General features: G+C 36.3%; 1 protein-coding gene. It reads right to left on the minus strand.

All coding sequences use genetic code 11. The features are described from left to right. Positions 1 to 414 (minus strand): DMT family transporter (locus tag AB674_RS21770; protein WP_316931895.1); only part of this gene is annotated, 414 nt, incomplete at its 3' end. Between the last annotated feature and the right edge of the window lie 2 nt (positions 415 to 416).

Below are 416 nucleotides of genomic sequence, written 5' to 3' on the forward strand. Positions count from 1 at the left end.
GAAACTGGCTGCTTTTTTCTTAGTATATAAGGTTCCAAACGCCCAGGTTAACGTAGAAATTATTGAAATAAAAATTCCAAATCTAAAATCAGGAAGTAGAAAATCGCTTAAATGATCGTAGAAAATAACACATACACCACCAAAACTGACCACCAGACCAATAACGGCTAATCGTGCCAATCGTTCGCCTCTAAAAAAACTGATAATAACAACCCATAACGGAACAAGAGCGCCTATAATAGCACCTAGACCACTACTGATGTATTTCACGCCCCAAGTGCTTAGTCCGTTGCTTAAAACGAAATTAAGAATGCTGAGAATGATAATAGTTTTCCACTGTTTTCCTTTTGGCCAAGGCGTTTTTTTAAACATAAAAAAGGAAATATAAAGAAACCCACCTATAAATTGTCTGATGC

This window comes from Flavobacterium sp. ABG (assembly GCF_001027725.1).
Taxonomy (GTDB): Bacteria; Bacteroidota; Bacteroidia; order Flavobacteriales; family Flavobacteriaceae; genus Flavobacterium; species Flavobacterium cupriresistens.